Here is a 517-nt window from a genome sequence, read left to right on the forward strand (position 1 = left end):
ATCCATAACGTTCGGCGTCTTACCGTTCATCTTCTCTTCGCCTTGCTTAACGGACTCCTCGAACGTATCAGCTTTTGCTCCGGACACTTTCGCCATAGCCTCGATTAGCAGCGTATAGTTCTTAATCTGCGTCTTGACCGATTCTTCTTGCGCCTTATTTTCCTTCGCGAAGTTGCGAATACGTTGCGCAGCTTGGTCGGCGGCGAGATCCGTAAATTTCTTGTCTGCGGCAATCTGCGCGATAATTACGTCGATATTGTCTGCGCGTATGCGTCCGTCCTCGCCTTGGCGCGCATTGAGCTCCGGGTATTGTTCTATAAGCGATTCTGTGACGTCGACGAGTCGCCCTTTTTGCGTGGCGTCTAGCGTTTGAGAACCGGATAACTCCTTAAACTGCGTCGCCAATGCGCTCATTTGTAGGAGCGTTGCCTTCTTCGTTGCGAGTGCAGAGTACTCCGCTTTATCCTGCGCGGATATCGAGTCTACGGAATACTTGAGCGCTTTGTTCATCTCTTCG

Annotated in this window: 1 protein-coding gene; it reads right to left on the reverse strand. The window is 51.3% G+C overall.

Going from position 1 to position 517, the window contains the following annotated elements; genetic code table 11:
* The coding region (locus CA598_RS32615; RefSeq protein ID WP_179283834.1) for a hypothetical protein at window positions 1–517 on the reverse strand (517 nt) is incomplete at both ends.

The sequence above is a fragment of the Paenibacillus sp. VTT E-133291 genome, from assembly GCF_002264395.1.
Lineage (GTDB): Bacteria > Bacillota > Bacilli > Paenibacillales > Paenibacillaceae > Paenibacillus_AQ > Paenibacillus_AQ nitricinens.